The organism is Frondihabitans sp. Leaf304 (assembly GCF_001423105.1).
Lineage (GTDB): Bacteria > Actinomycetota > Actinomycetes > Actinomycetales > Microbacteriaceae > Frondihabitans.
Genome location: NZ_LMNV01000003.1, coordinates 403,529 through 420,555, shown reverse-complemented (window position 1 = coordinate 420,555; position 17,027 = coordinate 403,529). Strand labels below are relative to the sequence as shown.

Annotated in this window: 15 protein-coding genes; 13 read left to right on the top strand and 2 right to left on the bottom strand. The window is 67.6% G+C overall.

What is annotated here, in order from left to right; translation table 11 throughout:
• The first annotated feature begins 1 nt into the window (after window position 1).
• The 7 genes from ASF54_RS12260 to ASF54_RS16780 are packed head-to-tail and all read left to right on the top strand — an operon-like array spanning window position 2 to window position 5,939.
• On the top strand, window positions 2-1,126 hold the full coding sequence (locus tag ASF54_RS12260) for an ABC transporter substrate-binding protein (protein ID WP_055963300.1): 1,125 nt from the start codon (window positions 2-4) through the stop codon (window positions 1,124-1,126).
• Between the two features lie 5 nt (window positions 1,127-1,131).
• Window positions 1,132-1,974: an ABC transporter ATP-binding protein gene (locus tag ASF54_RS12255; RefSeq protein WP_084816241.1), complete on the top strand. Its 843-nt coding sequence runs from the start codon at window positions 1,132-1,134 to the stop codon at window positions 1,972-1,974.
• The gene (locus ASF54_RS12250; RefSeq protein ID WP_055963298.1) at window positions 1,967-2,857 is read left to right on the top strand and encodes an ABC transporter permease; all 891 of its coding nucleotides are present in this window, start codon (window positions 1,967-1,969) and stop codon (window positions 2,855-2,857) included. Before ASF54_RS12255 ends, ASF54_RS12250 begins: the two co-directional genes overlap by 8 nt.
• Window positions 2,857-3,741 (top strand): ABC transporter permease, encoded by an 885-nt coding sequence (locus ASF54_RS12245; RefSeq protein WP_055963295.1) that lies wholly within the window; start codon window positions 2,857-2,859, stop codon window positions 3,739-3,741. The genes ASF54_RS12250 and ASF54_RS12245 overlap by 1 nt, the downstream gene beginning before the upstream one ends.
• Window positions 3,742-3,778: 37 nt before the next feature.
• Window positions 3,779-4,768 carry an adenosine deaminase gene (add, locus tag ASF54_RS12240; protein ID WP_055963292.1) on the top strand — a complete coding sequence of 330 codons (990 nt, stop codon included), beginning with the start codon at window positions 3,779-3,781 and terminating at the stop codon, window positions 4,766-4,768.
• Window positions 4,756-5,385, top strand: a complete 630-nt coding sequence (locus tag ASF54_RS16785) for an amidohydrolase family protein (RefSeq protein WP_200919620.1) — start codon at window positions 4,756-4,758, stop codon at window positions 5,383-5,385. The genes add and ASF54_RS16785 overlap by 13 nt, the downstream gene beginning before the upstream one ends.
• 8 nt (window positions 5,386-5,393) lie before the next feature.
• The gene (locus ASF54_RS16780; protein ID WP_200919619.1) at window positions 5,394-5,939 is read left to right on the top strand and encodes an amidohydrolase family protein; all 546 of its coding nucleotides are present in this window, start codon (window positions 5,394-5,396) and stop codon (window positions 5,937-5,939) included.
• Window positions 5,940-5,958: 19 nt separating this feature from the next.
• Here the strand turns inward: ASF54_RS16780 and gndA are convergent, their stop codons facing one another.
• Window positions 5,959-7,419 (bottom strand): NADP-dependent phosphogluconate dehydrogenase, encoded by a 1,461-nt coding sequence (gene gndA, locus ASF54_RS12230; protein WP_084816240.1) that lies wholly within the window; start codon window positions 7,417-7,419, stop codon window positions 5,959-5,961.
• 282 nt (window positions 7,420-7,701) lie between these two features.
• Between gndA and ASF54_RS12225 the strand changes: the two genes are divergently transcribed.
• From ASF54_RS12225 to mfd, 3 genes are all read left to right on the top strand, one after another.
• Window positions 7,702-8,328 (top strand): 50S ribosomal protein L25/general stress protein Ctc, encoded by a 627-nt coding sequence (locus ASF54_RS12225; protein ID WP_055963289.1) that lies wholly within the window; start codon window positions 7,702-7,704, stop codon window positions 8,326-8,328.
• Between the two features lie 45 nt (window positions 8,329-8,373).
• Window positions 8,374-8,955, top strand: a complete 582-nt coding sequence (gene pth / locus ASF54_RS12220; protein ID WP_084816239.1) for an aminoacyl-tRNA hydrolase — start codon at window positions 8,374-8,376, stop codon at window positions 8,953-8,955.
• 87 nt (window positions 8,956-9,042) lie between these two features.
• Window positions 9,043-12,666, top strand: coding sequence for a transcription-repair coupling factor (mfd, locus tag ASF54_RS12215; protein WP_055963286.1), 3,624 nt, complete (start codon window positions 9,043-9,045; stop codon window positions 12,664-12,666).
• Here mfd and ASF54_RS12210 read toward each other — a convergent pair.
• Entirely contained in the window at window positions 12,663-13,853 is a 1,191-nt protein-coding gene (locus ASF54_RS12210; protein ID WP_055963283.1) for a Na+/H+ antiporter NhaA, read from the bottom strand. The two genes, mfd and ASF54_RS12210, sit on opposite strands and share 4 nt — an antisense overlap.
• A gap of 106 nt (window positions 13,854-13,959) precedes the next feature.
• Here ASF54_RS12210 and ASF54_RS12205 point away from each other — a divergent pair, with 106 nt between their 5' ends.
• The 3 genes from ASF54_RS12205 (at window position 13,960) to hisS (ending at window position 17,000) form a co-directional block, all read left to right on the top strand.
• On the top strand, window positions 13,960-14,664 hold the full coding sequence (locus ASF54_RS12205) for a MazG nucleotide pyrophosphohydrolase domain-containing protein (protein WP_055963280.1): 705 nt from the start codon (window positions 13,960-13,962) through the stop codon (window positions 14,662-14,664).
• Window positions 14,665-14,874: 210 nt separating this feature from the next.
• On the top strand, window positions 14,875-15,474 hold the full coding sequence (locus tag ASF54_RS12200) for a TetR family transcriptional regulator (protein WP_055963277.1): 600 nt from the start codon (window positions 14,875-14,877) through the stop codon (window positions 15,472-15,474).
• Between the two features lie 287 nt (window positions 15,475-15,761).
• A complete protein-coding gene (gene hisS / locus ASF54_RS12195; protein WP_055963274.1) occupies window positions 15,762-17,000 on the top strand; it encodes a histidine--tRNA ligase in 1,239 nt (412 codons plus the stop codon).
• Window positions 17,001-17,027 lie beyond the last annotated feature (27 nt).

Below are 17,027 nucleotides of genomic sequence, written 5' to 3'. Positions count from 1 at the left end.
CATGAGCATCTTCTCTGCCCCGCCCGTGCTGAAAAAGGACTACGACCGTCGCGGGTTCCTGCGCCTCGGGGGAAGCGTCGGCCTCGTGGTCGGCACCACAGCCCTCCTGGCCGCCTGCTCAACCGATTCCGGTTCGAGCCCGAAATCGTCCGGTGCCGCTGCTGCCGGAAGCCTCGGCACAATTGCCGTGCAGCTGTCGTGGATCAAGAACATCGAGTTCGCGGGCGAGTACTTCGCGACCGAGAAGGGCTACTACACGAAGGCCGGTTTCGACGCGGTCACGCTTCTCGCCGGTGGCGGTCAGACCGGCGCCGAAGAAGCCCTCCTCGCCGGACAGGCGCTTGTCGGCCTGTCGTCGCCGTCGATCACCGCCCCCTCGATCAACAAGGGCGCGACCCTCAAGATCATCGGCACGACCTTCCAGAAGAACCCGTTCTGCCTGCTGTCGCTCGACGAGAAGACCCCGATCAAGACCGTCGCCGACCTCAAGGGCAAGAAGATCGGCGTGCAGTCCGGAGGCAACCAGACCATCTTCGAGGGCTTCTTGAAGGCGAACGGCCTGACCACCTCCGACGTGACGATGGTCACCACGCAGTACGACATCGCCCCGCTCGAGGCGGGCAAGTACGACGCGCACATGTCGTACATCACCAACGAGCCGATCCTGGCCGAGGCCGACGGCTTCACCCCGGTCGTGCTGGGCTTCGCCGACAACGGTCTCCCGTTCGTCGCCGAGACCTTCACCACCACGCAGGATGCGATCGACAACAAGCGCGACACCCTCAAGGCCTTCCTCAAGGCCGAGGTGCAGGGCTGGACCGACGCCGCCAAGGATCCCGCTCAGAGCGCCAAGTACGCCGCCGAGAAGTACGGCAAGGATCAGGATCTCGACGTGGCCGAGCAGACGAAGGAGGCCGAGGCGCAGAACACCCTGATCCTGACCGACGACGTCAACAAGAACGGCCTCTTTACGATAACCGACGAGCTCGTGGCCGAGAACATCGCGTCGCTCAAGGCCATGGGAACAGACATCACGGCCGAGAAACTGTTCGACCTGACCCTGATCAACGAGGTCTACAAAGAGAACCCCGAGCTGATCACGACCTTCACGATCCCGACCGCCTGATCGCCATGTCTTTCGCGCCCAGTACTCAGCTCTCGCTCGCCACGAACGACCCGGCCGGTTCGCCGGAACTCGCCACCGGCATCAACATCCAGGGTCTTACCAAGACGTTCCAGCTCGGCCGGAAGTCCGTCCAGGCCCTGTCCGAGATCAACCTGGGCACGAAGAAAGACGCCTTCCTGACCCTCCTCGGTCCGTCGGGATGCGGAAAATCGACGATTCTCCGCATCCTGGCGGGCCTGGAGACCCCGAGCTCCGGTGCCGTGGTCGTCAACGGCAAATCCGCCGCCGAGATCCAGAAGAGCCACGAGACCGGCATCGCCTTCCAGGACAGCGCGCTGCTGCCGTGGCGGAGCGTGACGGCCAACATCCGGCTTCCACTCGAGGTCGCCGGTATCACCCCGCCCGCAGGGCTCGTCGACGACCTCATCGACCTGGTCGGGCTCAAGGGTTTCGAGAACGCCAAGCCCGCCCAGCTCTCCGGCGGCATGCGCCAACGTGTGTCGATCGCGCGCTGCCTCGCCGTGCAGCCGACGATCATGCTGCTCGATGAGCCGTTCGGTGCACTCGACGACATGACGCGCCAGCGGATGAACGTCGAGCTGCTTCGCATCTGGACCGAGAAGCCCGCGACCACGCTGATGGTCACCCACGGCATCTCGGAGGCCGTGTTCCTCTCCGACGTCGTCGCCGTCATGAGCGCTCGACCCGGCCGCATCGCGGAGGTCGTCGAGATCGACCTGCCGCGCCCGCGCCTCCCCGAACTGACTCGCACTCCCGAGTTCCACGCCTACGTCGATCGCATCTCCGAGATCCTCTTCGGCTCGCACGGGGCGGCCGTCGATGACTGACCTCAAGCAGGCGTCCGAGCGCGAGCTCTCGCAGAGCATCGCCCTCGACGTCGAGACGAGCCGCGGCCCCGTTCGCCGCTCGCTGCTCGACTCCTTCCGTTCGATGCCGCCCTGGGTCGGCTCCGTCGTCGGCATCATCGTGATCCTGGTGGTCTGGCAGATCGTCGCCGTCACCGCGTTCTCCGTCACGGGCAGCGTGCCGCAGCCGGGTCTCGTCGCCGCCCAGCTCCTCCACGACCTCACCGACCCGGTCTACTGGAACGCGATCGCCCAGACGGCCGCGACTGCCGGCTGGGGATTCCTGTGGGGCAACCTCATCGCCTTCGTGCTGGCCGCGCTCGTGCTCGTCTTCCCGTGGTTCGAGGGCATGTCGACGCAGCTCGCGGTCGTCACCTCGTGCATCCCATTGACGGCGATCGCGCCCATCGTGACGCTTCTGATGCCCGCAGGATCCCGCACCACGTCGATCTTCCTGGCCGCCCTGAGCGTCATCTTCACGACCGTGGTCGGCGCCATTCTCGGCCTCAACGCCGCGACCCAGACCCAACTCGATATCGTCCGCGCCTACGGCGGCTCGCGCCTCACGCAGCTCGTCAAGGTGCGCTTCATCGCGGCCCTGCCGAGCATCATGGCGGCGCTCAAGCTGGCAGCGCCGGCAGCGTTCCTCGGCGCGGTGCTGGGGGAGTACTTCCTCCTCGGGGTCGACTCGGGCATCGGGATCCTTCTTCTGGCCGCGCAGGCCACCGCTGCCAGCGTCAAGCTCTGGGCGATCGCGCTGATCTGCGGCGGTGTCGCAGGCCTCGCCTACTTCGTGATCGGCCGAATCGGTCGCCTCGTCACACCGTGGTCGGCGGGCGACAGCCGCGCCGGGCAGGGGTTCTGATGGCCACCGCGATCCGCCTCTCGCGGAGTGAGAGCCGAGCGCCGTCGCAGACCGGAGCCACCGTGCGGTTCGTCGCGCGTCGCATCGGCCGCACGGTCGTGACGATTCTCGCGTCAGCCGTGATCCTCGGCCTCTTCTGGCAGTTCGCGATCATCGGACTGCACGCGAACGCCTTCATCGCCAAGAAGCCGCTCGACGTCTACAACTACCTGTTCGTCGACTCGTCGCTGTCGCAGACCACCGCGGCCGAGAACCGCGAGGTGCTGTTCGGTCTGCTGGGCACGACACTGCTGCATGCCCTGGTCGGCTTCGTCTTCGGGGTGGGCGCATCGATCGTCATCGCGATCGTGTTCACCCTCATTCGCCCGATCGAGTTCATGTTCATGCCGATCGCCATGCTGCTGCGCACCGTTCCGCTGCTCGCCATGGCCCCCGTCATCTACCTGATCTTCGGCAACGGGCTCGTGACGGCAGCCTTCATCGGCGGAGTCGTCGTGTTCTTCCCGTTGCTGGTCAACCTGACGCTCGGCTTCCGGTCGGTCAGCGCCCAGTCGGTCGACCTGATCCGCGTCTACGGCGGCAGCCGCTGGACGATCATGCGCAAGATCGCCATTCCGACGGCGCTGCCGCACTTCTTCGCCTCGATGCGGATCGCCGTGCCCGGAGCCATCACGGGGGCGATGCTCTACGAATGGCTCTTCACCTACGAGGGCCTCGGAGCCGCCATCACCAGCGCCAAGTCGAGCTCCGACTACGGCATGATCTGGGCGATCGTGGTGCTCATCACCGTCGTGTCGATCCTCTTCTACACGATCGCGACGTTCATCGAGACGGCCGTTCTCGCCAAGTGGGGCCCCGACGCCGGAAAAGCCGTCTCGAAGTGACCCGCGCCATCCCCGTACCGAACCCAGGAGTACCCGCATGAGCGACACCCCCGTCCGCGACCTCACGGCCCTGCCGAAGGCGCACCTGCACATCCACCACGAAGCCGCCATCCGGGCGACGACGCTTGCCGAGATGGGGGCCGCCGAAGGCGTCGACGTCTCCGTGCCCGCCGAGTTCGACGACTTCAGCGCATTCAGCCAGACCTACCGCGGCATGCTGCAGGTGCTCTCGATCAAAGAGAACCTGTTCCGCCTGATCGACGAGTCGATCGAGGACTGCGCTCGCGAGGGAATCGTCTACGCCGAGTTCGGTGCGAGCCCGCACTTCTACGTCGACACCTTCGGCTCGACCGAGCTCGCCCTCGACGCCATGATCGCCCGAGCCCGCGAGGCCGGCGAGCGCTGGGGCGTCGAGGTCGGCTACATGGTCACCGTCGATCGCACCGAGAGCGTCGAGACCGCGACGGCCTACGCGAAGATCGCCGCTGCCTACGCCGGTCGCGGGGTCGTCTCGCTCGGCCTCGCCAACGACGAGCGGGGCCACCCGGCCGAGCAGTTCCACGAGGCGTTCGCGATCGCCAAGGAGGCGGGGCTTTTGTCCACTCCGCACGCGGGTGAGCTGGCAGGGCCGGAGCAGGTCGAGAAAGCGGTCGATGCCCTCCAGGCCGACCGGATCCTGCACGGGGTGACCGCGATTCAGAGCGACGCCCTGACGGCACGGCTGGCCGCCGAGGGCATCTGCCTCGACGTCTGTCCGACCTCGAACCTGCTGCTCGGCGTGATCCCCGAGATCGACGCGCACCCGCTCAAGCAGCTGCTCGACGCGGGCGTGCGATGCTCGATCAACGCCGACGACCCGGTGCTCTTCGGCCCCGGCCTCCTATCGGAGTACGAGCTGTGCCGGTCGGTGCTCCGGCTCACCGACGAAGAAATCGCGGCGTGCGCGCTCAGCTCGATCGAGTGCAGTGGCGCTTCCGACGCCGTCAAGCAGAAGGCAGTCGCCGGGATCGCGGCGTGGCTGGCCTGATGCGTCGCCTCGTCATCGAGGGCGCGCACGTGGCCACGGTCGACGCAGTCGATCGCGAGTTCGCCGGCGGACACGTCGTGGTCGACGGCTCGCGCATAATCGCGGTCGGCGACGGGCCGGCGCCGCCCTGGGTGTTCGCCGACGGGGTCGAGGTCGAACGCGTCGACGGCAGCGGTCATCTGCTGACGCCCGGCCTCGTCAACACGCACCACCACCTCTACCAGTGGCTCACCCGCGGCATCGCGCAAGATTCGATCCTCTTCGACTGGCTCGTCGCGCTCTACCCGACCTGGGCGCGCATCGACGAAGACCTCGTCGAGGCGGGTGCCGAAGCGGCCCTTGCCGTGCTGGCCAAGTCGGGCTGCACCCTCGCGGCGGATCACCACTACGTCTTCCCCCAAGGATCCGGCGACATCGTCGGGGGCATCGTCCGTGCTGCCGCTCGAGTCGGAATCCGGCTCCACGGTACGCGCGGCTCGATGGACCTCGGGCGTTCGGCCGGTGGGCTCCCGCCCGACTTCGCCGTGGAGACCACGGCCGCAGCCCTCGAGGCGTCGGCTCTCGCGGTCGAGCGGTACCACGACGCCTCGGCCGACTCGGCGACGACGTCTGGATAGCGCACAGCGTGCACCTCGACGACCACGCAATCGCCCGCTTCGGCGCGACCGGCACCGGCAGCGCCCACTGCCCGTCGTCGAACGCCCGGCTCGCGGCCGGCATCGCGCCCATCCCGCAGCTGCTCCGCGCCGGGGCGCCGGTCGGCCTCGGCGTCGACGGCTCCGCCTCGAACGAGTCGGGCCAGCTCGGCACCGAGATCCGCCAGGCCGTGCTCATGAATCGCCTGCGTGCCGGCGCCGATGGGTTCGGCGTCCGTGACGGGCTGCGGATCGCGACCGTGGGCGGTGCCCGCGTGCTCGGGCGCGACGCCGATCTGGGGTCGATCGAGGTCGGCAAGCTGGCCGATCTCGCGCTCTGGGATCTCCGCGGCGTCGAATTCGCCGGCCTCGTCGACCCGGTCGCGTCACTCGGCCTCGCGTCGATGCCGCCGTTGGCAGGACTCTTCGTCGGTGGGCGCCGGGTCGTCGACGACGGCCGCCTGACCACGATCGACGAGGTCGGCGTCGCTCGAGCCGCAGCCCGGGCGAGCGCCGACCTCCTCGGCCGCGTCTAGCCGTCTCGCCGTCTTGGCCCTAGTGGGTCGACGGTTCGGTCTCGATCTCGGAGCGGTCGCCCGACCACAGCGTGTGGAACACCTTGTCGCTGTCGGTGCGCTTGTAGGTGTGCGCTCCGAAGAAGTCGCGCTGACCCTGGATCAGCGCGGCCGGGAGGCGCTCCGACGCGAGCGAGTCGTAGTAGGCGAGGGCCGACGAGAAGCCGGGAACCGGGATCCCCGAGAGGGCTGCCTTCGCCACGATCCGGCGCCAGGCGTCTTCGCCGTCGGCGACGGCCTTCGCGAAGTACTCGTCTTCGAGAAGGGTGGCGATGGTCGAGTCGTTCTCGTAGGCGTCGACGATGCGGTTCAAGAACTGCGCGCGGATGATGCAGCCGCCGCGCCAGATCTTGGCGACGGCGCCCTTGTCGATGCTCCAGCCATACTCCTTGGCACCCGCGATGATGGCGTCGAAGCCCTGGGCGTAGGCGACCATCTTCGAGGCGTACAGGGCCTTCTGGACGTCGTCTTCGAAATTCTCGCCCGGATCCTGAATCTCGGGTCGGTTCTTCAGTGTCTTCTGAACGGCAGCGCGCTGGTCGGGCTTCGACGAGACCGCCCGGGCGAAGACGGCTTCGGCGATGCCGCCGACCGGCACTCCGAGGCCGACCGAGTTCTGCACCGTCCAGACGCCGGTGCCCTTCGAGCCCGCCTGGTCGACGATGAGGTCGACGAGAGGCTTGCCGGTCTTCTCATCGACCTGCTTGAGCACCTCGGCGGTGATCTCGATGAGGTACGACTCGAGCTCGCCCTTGTTCCATTCCTCGAAGACCTTCGCGATCGCGGCGGGCTCGTGGCCGCCAACGCGGCGAAGGAGGTCGTACGACTCGGCGATGAGCTGCATGTCGGCGTATTCGATGCCGTTGTGGATCATCTTGACGAAGTGCCCGGCGCCGTCGGTGCCGATGTGGGTGACGCACGGTTCGCCCTCGGCGACCGCGGCGATGGACTTCAGGATCGGGCCCAGCGTCTCCCAGGCCTCCGCACTGCCTCCCGGCATGATCGACGGACCCTTGAGAGCGCCCTCTTCACCACCCGAGATGCCGGTGCCGACGAAGTTCAGCTTCTTCTCTTTGAGGTCGTGCTCGCGACGGATGGTGTCGTGGAAGTTGGCGTTGCCGCCGTCGACGATGATGTCGCCCTCCTCGAAGAGGTCGGCGAGCTGCGAGATGACCGCGTCGGTGCCCTTGCCGGCCTGCACCATGATGATCGCGGTGCGCGGCTTCGACAGTGAATCGACGAACTCCTCGATCGTCTTCGACGCGATGAAGCCGGCGTCGCCGTGCTCCTCCATCAGCGTGTCGGTGCGCTCGGGGGAGCGGTTGTACACCGCGACGGTGTTGCCCTCGCGGCTGGCCAGGTTGCGCGCCAGGTTCGATCCCATAACGGCGAGCCCGACCACTCCGATGTTCGCCTGTGCGGTCTTTCCGTGTTCGGCCACGGTGCCTCCTTCGAAAGTAAGTGAGGTCAATCTATCCACCACTTCCGACACGTATCCAGGGTCTGTCAGGCCCACTCTGGTGCCGGAGAGAGTGCCGTGTAGACTCTTCCCTTGAACTTCGGCGAGGGGTGCACGGCACCCGTTATCGACGCGGTGGGCGGATTATGGGCGCAGGCCCCGGTCTTTCCTCACGCACGGTTTCACCAACTGCGTTCGAGTTGAATCCACGGGCCACAGATCGCCGACTTCGGCGAGGCCCACAATCTTCCAAGGAGACACACAATGGCTGACGACAGCAACAAGCTTTCCGTCGAGCGTCGCTCGAGCTTCGGCAAGGGAGCGGCTCGCAAGATCCGCGCCGCCGACAAGATCCCCGCCGTGATCTACGGTCACGGCACCGAGCCCGTGCACATCTCGATGCCCGGTCACGAGACCATGCTGATCACCCGTCGTGCGAACTCGGTCCTCGAGCTCGACATCGAGGGCACCCAGCAGCTCGCACTCGTCAAAGACATCCAGCGCGACCCGGTGCGCCAGATCATCGAGCACATCGACCTCATCGTCGTCCGTGCCGGCGAGCGCGTCGAGGTCGAGATCCCCGTTCACATCGAGGGCGAGTCGGCTCCCGGCACGATCCACGTGGTCGAGGCCAACACCCTGCTCCTCGACGTCGAGGCGACGCACATCCCGCAGAGCGTCGTCGTCTCCATCGAGGGCCTCGAAGAGGGCACCCAGATCCTCGCCTCCGACGTCGAGCTCCCCTCGGGCGCCAAGCTCGTTCTCGACGGCGAGTCCCTCGTCGTCAACGTCACCGTGCCGCAGCTCGACCTCGAGTCCGACGCCGACTCGACCGACGAGGCCGCCGAGGGCGACGTGCCGTCGATCGAAGACGAAGAGCGCTCCGAGTAACACCCCGAACAACAGCGCGATAGCGGATCGGCGAGGAGCAGCGCTCTGGACGACAACAGATGGCTCGTGGTCGGGCTCGGTAACCCCGGGCCCGACTATGCCTCGACCAGACACAACGTGGGCCAGATGGTCCTCGCTCTCCTCGCCGATCGGTTGCAGTCCGGTTTCAAGAGCCACAAGACGCAGGCCGTGGTCGCCGAGGGGCGCAGCTTCCCCGGCGGCCCGCGCTTCGTCCTCGCGAAGCCGACTACGTTCATGAACGTCTCGGGTCCGCCCGTCGCCGCACTCCTCCGGTACTACGACCTCGACGTGTCGCGGCTCATCGTCGTGCACGACGAACTCGACATCCCCTTCGACACCCTCAAAATCAAGCAGGCCGGCGGCCACGGCGGCCACAACGGTCTGCGCGACATCATCGCGGCCTGCGGGTCGAACGACTTCACCCGGGTGCGGGTCGGCATCGGCCGTCCCCCCGGGCGTCAACCCGCCGCCGACTTCGTTCTGCACGATTTCTCGAGCACCGAGCGCAAGACGCTCCCCAACCTCCTCGACGATGCGGCCGACGCCGTCGAGATGATCGCGGCCGACGGCCTGACCGCGGCGCAGCTGAAGTTCCACACGGCCTGACTCCGGTAGCCCGCCCCGCCCCGCCTCTTTCTTCGCCCTGCGCGGACTCCCGGGCCGGTGTCGGAGGCGGCACGTACACTCGAACTCGTGATACTCCAGGGTTTGATTCCTGCGCTTTCGCGCGCCTCGACGTTCGACTCTGCCCTGAAGCAGGCGACGAGATCGAGCGACTTCTCTCTCGTCGACGGCCTCCGCGTGCCTCTTCTGGCCGGTCTCCTTGACCGCCGTGCCGAAGGGTCGGGTGCGGCGCAGGCGCTTCTCGTGATCACCGCCACCGGGCGCGAGTCGGAGGCGGTCCGCACGTCGCTGACCAGCTACCTGCCGGGCGCCGAGGTGATCGAGTTCCCCGCATGGGAGACCCTTCCCCACGAGCGGCTCAGCCCGAGCGCCGAGACGGTCGGCAAGCGCATCCACGCACTGCGGCGCCTGGTCGAGTGGCAATCCGCGTTCGCGTCGGATCCTTCGTCTGTCGCACCGCTCGTGGTCGTGGCGGGCGTGCGCGCCGCGCTCCAGCCGATCTCCGACAACCTCACCGACATCGATGCCGTGCGGCTCACCGTGGGGGAGCGCGGCTACGACCTCTCGGCGATCGCCGTGCGCCTGGTCGACCTCGCCTACGCCCGCGTCGACATGGTCACGCGTCGTGGCGAGTTCGCCGTGCGCGGCGGCATCCTCGACGTGTTCCCGCCGATGGCCGAGCACCCCGTCCGCGTCGACTTCTTCGGCGACGAGATCGACCAGATCCGCCTGTTCGCGGTCGCCGACCAGCGCAGCCTCGACACCGAAGCGAAGACGGTCGAGTTGCCGCCGAGTCGTGAGATGCTGCTCACCGAGTCGGTCCGCCAGCGGGCCCGCGAGATGCAGCACGAGTTCCCGAGCCTCGCGCAGATGCTCGAGAAGATCGGGCAGGGCATCCCCGTCGACGGAATGGAGTCGCTTGCCCCGGCACTCGTGCACCGTCTCGTGCCGCTCACGCACTACCTGCCGCCGTCGGCGGCCATCGCCGTGCTCTCACCGGAGCGCGTCGTGTCGCGGGCCAAGAGCCTCGCCGACACCAACCGCGAGTTCCTCCAGGCCGCCTGGAGTGCCGCCACGGCCGGCGCCGAAGCGCCCATCGACCTCGACTCGGGCGACTTCCTCACGGTCGGCGACCTGCGCCTCCAGGCCGGCGACCGCACCTGGTGGTCGCTGTCCGGGTTCGACTCGGGCGTCGTGCTGAGCGACGAGGAGCGGATCGAGTCGGCCGGCGACTACGTGCGGATCGACGCCGAGACCGTCCCCAGCTTTTCGGGCAACGCCGAGGGTGCCGTCGAGCACGTCGCCGAACTCGCGGCCGCCGGCTGGAGCATCGTCGTCACCGCCCGAGGCGTGGGCCTCGTCGACCGTGCCCGCGACGTCCTCGCCGAGCGCGGGGTCGCGGCACGCATCGTCGAGGCGCTCGGCGACGACCTCGAGCCGGGGGTCGTGCATCTCGTCACCGGCGGTGTCGAGGCCGGCTTCCAGGTGCCCGAGGCGAAGCTCGCCGTGCTTGGTGAGGCCGACTTCTTCGGTCGCGCCGCCGGCTACGACGGGCGTCAGGTCAAGAAGCTCGCCTCTCGTCGAAAGAACGTCGTCGACCCCCTGCAGCTCAAGACGGGCGACATCGTCGTGCACTCCACGCACGGCATCGGCCGGTTCCTCGAGCTCACCAGCCGCGAGGTCTCGTCGGGCGGCCGCAACGCCGTCAAGCACAGCCGCGAGTACCTCGTGCTCGAATACGCGCCGTCGAAGCGCGGGCAGACCGGCGACCGTCTCTACGTGCCGACCGATCAGCTCGACCTGCTCAGCCGCTACGTCGGTGGCGAGGCCCCCAAGCTGTCCAAGATGGGCGGCAGTGACTGGTCGCAGGCGAAGGGCAAAGCGCGCAAGGCCGTCCGCGACATCGCCGTCGAGCTGGTCAAGCTGTACTCGGCGCGGATGGCCTCTCGGGGTCACGCCTTCGGTCCCGACACTCCCTGGCAGCGCGAGCTCGAAGAGGCTTTCCCGTTCGCCGAGACGCCGGATCAGCTGACCACGATCGACGAGATCAAGGCCGACATGGAGCGCCCCATTCCGATGGATCGCCTCATCTCGGGCGACGTCGGCTACGGCAAGACCGAGGTCGCTATCCGTGCCGCCTTCAAAGCCATCCAAGACGGCAAGCAGGTCGCCATGCTCGTGCCGACGACGCTCCTCGTCAAGCAGCACATGGAGACCTTCTCGGAGCGATTCGCCGGGTTCCCGGTGCACCTCCGAGCGCTGAGCCGGTTCCAGACGGCCAAAGAGTCGAAAGAGACGATCAAGGGCATCGGCGACGGCACGGTCGACATCGTGATCGGCACGCACCGCATTCTCACCGAGGGGCTCTCCTTCAAAGACCTCGGGCTCGTGATCATCGACGAAGAGCAGCGCTTCGGCGTCGAGCACAAAGACCAGCTCAAAAAGCTGAAGACGAACGTCGACATCCTCGCGATGAGCGCCACGCCCATCCCCCGCACGCTCGAGATGGCCGTCACCGGCATCCGCGAGATGTCGACGTTGGCCACGCCGCCCGAAGACCGGCACCCGATCCTCACCTTCGTCGGCCCCAACAGCGAACGTCAGATCGGCGCCGCGATCCGTCGCGAGCTCCTCCGTGAGGGGCAGATCTTCTTCGTGCACAACCGTGTCTCGTCGATCAACCGGGTGGCCGCCCAGCTCGCCGAACTCGTGCCCGAGGCCCGCGTGGCCATAGCGCACGGGCAGATGCCCGAGTCGGCGCTCGAGCAGGTGATGGTCGACTTCTGGGAGCGCAAGTTCGACGTGCTCGTCTCCACGACGATCATCGAGACCGGCCTCGACATCGCCAATGCCAACACGCTCATCATCGATCGCGCCGATCGCTACGGTCTGTCGCAGCTGCACCAGCTGCGCGGACGCGTCGGCCGTGGCCGTGAGCGCGGCTACGCGTACTTCCTCTATGACGCCGACAAGCCGCTCTCCGAGACGGCCCAGGATCGCCTCGAGACCATCGCCGCGAACAACGAACTCGGCGCGGGTATGCAGGTGGCGCTGAAAGACCTCGAGATCCGCGGTGCGGGAAACCTGCTCGGCGGCGAGCAGTCCGGTCACATCGCCGGCGTCGGCTTCGACCTGTATCTCCGCATGATCGGCGAAGCGGTCAACGCCTTCCGCGGCGACGTCGCAGAGGGGCAGACCGAGTTGAGGCTCGAGTTGCCCGTCGACGCCCACATTCCCGAAGACTACGTCGAGAGCGAGCGCCTCCGTCTCGAGGCGTACCAGAAGCTCTCGACGGCGTCGTCGCCGACCTCCTCCGACGAGCAGATCGACTCGGTGCTCGAAGAGCTGACCGACCGCTACGGTGAACCGCCCGCTGAGGTCCTCGCCCTGATCGAGGTGTCGAGGCTTCGCAGGATGGCCCAGAAGACCGGCCTCAGCGAGGTCGTCGCGATGGGAACCAACATGCGTGTTGCGGCCATGGAACTCGCCGACAGCGTGCAGCTCCGGCTCGCCCGGCTGTTCCCGGGCGCGCGCTACTTCGCCCAGACCAAGTCAGTCAGCGTGCCGATGCCGCGCAAGAATGGCGAGGCCCTCCCCGACGCCGAGCTGATCACCTGGGTCGAGCAGCTGCTGACGAGCGTCTACGGGGCCGAGCCCGCGCGGCCGGCTGACAGCGCGGCGGCGCCGAGCTAAGCGGGTTGCCGTCCGCGGGCGCGATCCCGCTTGCGGTGCGCCCGCGCCAGCATGCTCACGAGCGCGCCGGCGATCACGATCGACAGCCCCGACCCGACGAGCACCGCGAGCGTGCCCTCGTCGACGATCTCCTCGCTGCGCGCGAACGCCAGCTCGTTCATCAGGAGCGACACTGTGAATCCGATGCCGCCGAGCATCGCGACGGTGAGGAGTTCGGTCGTGCTCAGAATCTGCCCGCGCCTCGCCGGGTCGGGATCGCGGAACACTCTCGACGCGAGACCGCCGGCGAGGGTGATACCGATCAGCTTGCCGACGGGAAGCGCGACGACGATCGCCCAGAACACCGGGCTCAGCTCGCCGAGACCCACGCTCGGGACGGCCACGGCGGCCGCAGCGAAGGCGAAGACGGGCAGCACGATGCCGTTGACGAAGGGCTCGAGCGCGTGCACGGCCTTGCGCGCGGGCCCCAGCGGCAGCACGAGGCCGACGGCGACGGCTGCAATGGTCGCGTGGACCCCGGAGCTCAGGACGAGATACCAGGTGACCACTGCCAAGACGGTCACGAGGGCGACTGCCGCAACCCCGAGGGATCCTTGTCGTCGTCCGAGCAGCCGGCCGGCCACCAATGTGGCGACGACGCCGAGAACTCCCAGGCCGAGGTAGAGCGGGCTGCTGTCGTGGGTGAAGAAGACGGCGATGATGAGAATTGCGACCAGGTCGTCGAGCACGGCGAGCGCGAGAAGGAAGACGCGGATGCGCCCCGGGAGGCCCCGGCCGAACACGGCGAGCACGCCCAGCGCGAAGGCGATGTCGGTGGCCGTGGGCACGGGCCAGCCGGAGGCGTACGACGAACCGGCCGTGATGATGAGGTAGACGGCGGCGGGCGCCGCGACTCCGCCGATGGCCGCTATGGCCGGGACGATCGCCTTCGAGAGCGAGTTGAGCTGGCCCTTGACGAGCTCGTGCTTGAGGTCGACGGCGACGACGAAGAAGAAGAGGGCCAGGAGGCCGTCAGAGATCCAGTGCCCGATCGACAGATCGAGCCCGATGAGCGGGATCGACAGGTGGTGGTCTTTGAGGGCGAGGAGGCCGGGCCCGGTCGACAGATTGGCGAGGACGAGGCCGAGAACGGCGGCGGCGAGAAGAAGAACGGCGGAGGCGCGCTCGGAGCGGAGCAGGTTCGGCATGGGTTCCTGTCGGGAGGGTCGGGCAGAGAAGTGTCGACCAGACTTCCCGACTCACCAACAGCCATTCTATCGTTGAGCACCGACAGGCGCAGAAAGCAGGCATCACGTGACGTCTTCCCCGGCATCGGCCGCCCTCTCCGCCCTTGAGGCGACGGTCGGCGCTCTGCTCGATCCGCCCGGGTGCGAGTGGAATCGCGCGCAGACGCACGAGTCACTCGTCACCTACCTGGTCGAAGAGACCTCTGAGCTCGTGGAGGCGATCGAAGACGGAGCACCGGCCGACATTTGCGAGGAGCTCGGCGACGTTCTCTACCAGGTCGTTCTGCATGCGGCCATCGCCGAGCGGAACGGTTCCGGATTCGACCTCACCGCAGTCGTGACGGAGGTCGACGCGAAGATCCGGCGGCGTCATCCGCACGTGTTCGGCGACGACCGGGCCGACGGGGTCGACGACATCGTGCGGCTCTGGTCGGCGGCGAAGGCCCGAGAGAAGGCGGCTCGGAGCAGCCGGTTCGAGGGCGTGCCCGCGGGACTGCCGGCTCTGGCGAGAGCGCAGAAGATCGCGGCGCGCGCGGAGTCGTTGGCCGTCTCAGAACCGAGTGCAGGATCCGACGGCTCGCTTCTCGACGCCGACAGCGAGGCCGCGTGGGGCTCGGCCCTCTTAGCGGAGGTGGATCGGGCGTCGGCCCGCGGATGGGATGCCGAGCGAGCTCTTCGCGGCGCCGTGCGCCGACGCGAGGCTGCCCTTCGGGTTGCCGAGGTGGAGCAGGACGGAGAGAAGAGACGGCGGGGCACCCCACAACCCGAATAGAGGGGACCCCGCCCGAACAGGTGATCAGCCATGCTCGACCGCGCTTGTTCAGCGCGATGGAATAACCCTACACCACAGTAAAATGTCACCTGGTCACTTTCAGTATTTCACCAGGCGGACCCCTGCTGTCCACCCTCTGTTATGGTGAGCGTTGGTCGCTGGGGTCGCGCAGGGTGGCTCATCGCGGCGACGGTACGAAAGACGAGTGTGATGCCCAGAAAGCCCGACCCGACACGCAAGCCGGAGCTCTTGGGCCAGATCTTGGAACACCTCGCCGGGCGGACTCTCGCCACCGTCTCGTTCCGCACGCTCGCCGAAGCGTTGGGCGTGAGCACCTACGTCTTCGTCTACCACTTCGGCAATCGCGCGCAGCTCGTCGACGAGATCGTACGAGCCATCGTGGCGCGCCAAGACGACCTTCTCGCGGTCGACCCCACCACCCTCGACGAGCAGGGTTGGCTCGACTTCATGGAGTCGGCGTGGCAGAAAGTGTCGACGCCCTACAATCTTCAACTCCAGCGTCTCGAGTACGAGGCCGCCATGCTCGAGATGATCGACGGTGTCGAGACGGGCGTCGCACGCTCGGCCGTCGCCAAATGGCAGGGTTTCACGCGGCAGTGGTGCGTTTCGCAAGGAGTGCCCGAGGCTGTGGCCACGGTCGAGGCGCGGCTGTTCACCGACACCGTCTACGGCCTGCAGTACGACGCCCTGGCGACGGGAGCGACGGAGGAGGTCGCCGACGTTTTTCGTCGTCACGTCGCGACTTTCGCCGAGCGGATGCGAATGGCAGCCACCCCCGCCACTGTCTGAGGCGTGGGATCGAAGCAGGGCCCGTGCGGGGTCTGCGGGAACGAAGTGGCGGCGCCCCGCCTAGGGAGCGGGGCGCCGCCGGCCGGACCAGCTCGTCACCGCAGGGAAGGGACGAGCTGCCGGGCAGGCAAGGCGCGCAACCCGATTCGCGCCTGCCGGTCTTGGGGGGTGGTCGGTGTGAAACGCTTGGCCACCCGATCGGGTGTTGCCAGAATACATGAAATGTCACATCTCGACAACCGGATCAGAGCGCAGAAGCGCTCGCCGGACTCTGAAAGACTGATCGCATGGCCTCCTCCGTCACTCCGCCGCGCGGAATGCGCGACTTCCTCCCCGCCGACAAGCGTCGCCGCGACCTGATCCTCGACCGCATCCGGTCGACCTATCGATCCTTTGGCTTCGACGAGATCGAGACGCCCGTAGCGGAGGAGAGCGACCGCCTTCACGCCGGGCTGGGAGGCGATAACGAGAAGCTCGCCTTCGCCATCATGAAGCGCGGCATCACGCCCGATAAGCTCGCGGCGGCCTCCGAGCCGCTCGAGCTCGCCGACCTCGGTCTCCGCTTCGATCTGACCGTGCCGCTCGCGCGTTTTTACGCGACGCACCGCGCGACTCTCCCCGGGGTGTTCCGCGCGATTCAGATCGCGCCCGTCTGGCGGGCCGAGAGACCGCAGAAAGGGCGCTACCGACAGTTTGTCCAGTGCGACATCGACATCATCGGAGAGCCGGGCCCGATGGCCGAGATCGAGCTGCTCAGTGCCACGTCGGCCGTGCTCGACGGGCTCGGACTGGCGGGCACGACCATTCGGATCAACGACCGCCGGATCCTCGTCGCCCTTCTCTCGCACTGGGGCGTTCCCGTAGACCGGTTCGACCACGCGCTCGTGATCGTCGACAAGCTCGACAAGGTCGGCGTCGACGGTGTCGTCACCGAGCTCGCCTCGATCGGGGTCCCGGTCGACGGTCTGGCCGAGGCTCTGCGCGAGCTCTCCGGCGCCACCTGGGAATCGGTGGTCGGCGCCGACTGGCTCGACGCGGCCGCGTTCGCCGATCTGGTCTCGCTCCGAGACGCTCTGCCCGGCGCCCGCCTCGAGTTCGACCCCACGCTCGTGCGGGGCATGGGCTACTACACCGGAACGATCTTCGAGGTGGCGCACCCCGACTTCGGCTACTCGCTCGGCGGCGGCGGTCGCTACGACGGCATGATCGGTCGGTTCCTGGGCGTGGACGTGCCTGCGGCCGGATTCTCGCTCGGCTTCGAGCGTCTGGTTGACCTCGTCGAGCTTGCGGGTGAAGGATCGGGCGACGGCGTCGTTCTCCTCTACGACGCGGGCGCTGAACCGGCCGCTCTCGTGCGTCTGCAGCACGAGCTCGCCGCTGACGGAACCCGCGTCCGCCTCGACCGCAAGGCGAAGAACCTCAAGAACCAGCTCGCCGGCCTGAAGGAACAGGGCTTCGAGTCGTTCGCCACGGTCTCCGACAGCACCGCGACGGCCGCCGATCTCTCCTTCCGCTCCCTGTCGTAGAAGAGGCATCGGGCAGCCTGTGGAGAA

Bases quoted from the DNA above. Each gene is read 5' to 3' on its own strand.
- ASF54_RS12250 (WP_055963298.1), top strand. From the start codon at position 1,967: ATGACTGACCTCAAGCAGGCGTCCGAGCGCGAGCTCTCGCAGAGCATC.
- ASF54_RS12245 (WP_055963295.1), top strand. From the start codon at position 2,857: ATGGCCACCGCGATCCGCCTCTCGCGGAGTGAGAGCCGAGCGCCGTCG.
- hisS (WP_055963274.1), top strand. From the start codon at position 15,762: ATGGCCTCCTCCGTCACTCCGCCGCGCGGAATGCGCGACTTCCTCCCC.
- ASF54_RS12260 (WP_055963300.1), top strand. From the start codon at position 2: ATGAGCATCTTCTCTGCCCCGCCCGTGCTGAAAAAGGACTACGACCGT.
- add (WP_055963292.1), top strand. From the start codon at position 3,779: ATGAGCGACACCCCCGTCCGCGACCTCACGGCCCTGCCGAAGGCGCAC.
- ASF54_RS12225 (WP_055963289.1), top strand. From the start codon at position 7,702: ATGGCTGACGACAGCAACAAGCTTTCCGTCGAGCGTCGCTCGAGCTTC.
- ASF54_RS12255 (WP_084816241.1), top strand. From the start codon at position 1,132: ATGTCTTTCGCGCCCAGTACTCAGCTCTCGCTCGCCACGAACGACCCG.
- ASF54_RS12200 (WP_055963277.1), top strand. From the start codon at position 14,875: ATGCCCAGAAAGCCCGACCCGACACGCAAGCCGGAGCTCTTGGGCCAG.
- ASF54_RS12210 (WP_055963283.1), bottom strand. From the start codon at position 13,853: ATGCCGAACCTGCTCCGCTCCGAGCGCGCCTCCGCCGTTCTTCTTCTC.